Source organism: Salinisphaera sp. SWV1 (genome assembly GCF_052044155.1).
In the GTDB taxonomy this organism is placed as follows: Bacteria; Pseudomonadota; Gammaproteobacteria; order Nevskiales; family Salinisphaeraceae; genus Salinisphaera.
In genome coordinates this window covers 1-628 of sequence record NZ_JBQDYE010000136.1, presented here as the reverse complement: position 1 = coordinate 628, position 628 = coordinate 1, and the positions used below count along the sequence as shown (strand labels likewise).

The 628-nt window shown below is 43.0% G+C and carries 3 protein-coding genes; 2 read left to right on the top strand and 1 reads right to left on the bottom strand.

Translation table 11 applies throughout. The annotated features are described in order from the left end of the window. The first annotated feature begins 45 nt into the window (after nt 1–45). A complete protein-coding gene (gene ysaE, locus ACS8YF_RS19855; RefSeq protein ID WP_211180513.1) occupies nt 46–117 on the top strand; it encodes a protein YsaE in 72 nt (23 codons plus the stop codon). Here ysaE and hokA read toward each other — a convergent pair. Then, nucleotides 94–246 carry a type I toxin-antitoxin system toxin HokA gene (hokA, locus tag ACS8YF_RS19850; protein WP_001135732.1) on the bottom strand — a complete coding sequence of 51 codons (153 nt, stop codon included), beginning with the start codon at nt 244–246 and terminating at the stop codon, nt 94–96. The two genes, ysaE and hokA, sit on opposite strands and share 24 nt — an antisense overlap. Nucleotides 247–325: 79 nt before the next feature. Here hokA and ACS8YF_RS19845 point away from each other — a divergent pair. Beyond that, the coding region (locus ACS8YF_RS19845; protein ID WP_024168956.1) for an IS3 family transposase at nt 326–628 on the top strand (303 nt) is incomplete at its 3' end.

The following is a 628-nucleotide window of genomic DNA, read 5'->3' as shown; positions in this document are numbered from 1 at the left end:
AATCTATTATTATTTTTGTGAAGAATAAATTTGGGTGCAATGAGAATGCGCAACGCCGTAAGTAAGGCGGGAATAATTTCCCGCCGAAGACTCTTACTCTTTCAATTTGCAGGCTAAAAACGCCGCCAGCTCATAACTCTCCTGTTTAATATGCAATTCACACAGTGAATCTCTTATCATCCAGGTGAAAAATAAAAGCGTGAAACAAATCACTATTAAAGAAAGTAATCTATATTTCTGCGGCATTCCCAGCCTCCTGTGTTGATTTCCAACGAGTATGTACTGCACCCATTTTGTTGGACGATGAAATGGAATAGCCCCTAATATGTCAAAGCCAAAATACCCTTTTGAAAAGCGCCTTGAAGTCGTGAATCACTACTTCACAACTGATGATGGTTACAGGATCATCTCGGCACGTTTTGGTGTCCCCCGAACCCAGGTCAGGACATGGGTTGCCCTCTATGAAAAACATGGAGAAAAAGGTTTAATTCCCAAACCTAAAGGCGTTAGTGCTGATCCAGAGTTGCGTATTAAGGTCGTGAAAGCTGTGATCGAGCAGCACATGTCCCTTAATCAGGCTGCTGCTCACTTTATGCTTGCTGGTAGTGGTTCTGTAGCCAGGTGGCTG

Bases quoted from the DNA above. Each gene is read 5' to 3' on its own strand.
- hokA (WP_001135732.1), bottom strand. From the start codon at position 246: ATGCCGCAGAAATATAGATTACTTTCTTTAATAGTGATTTGTTTCACG.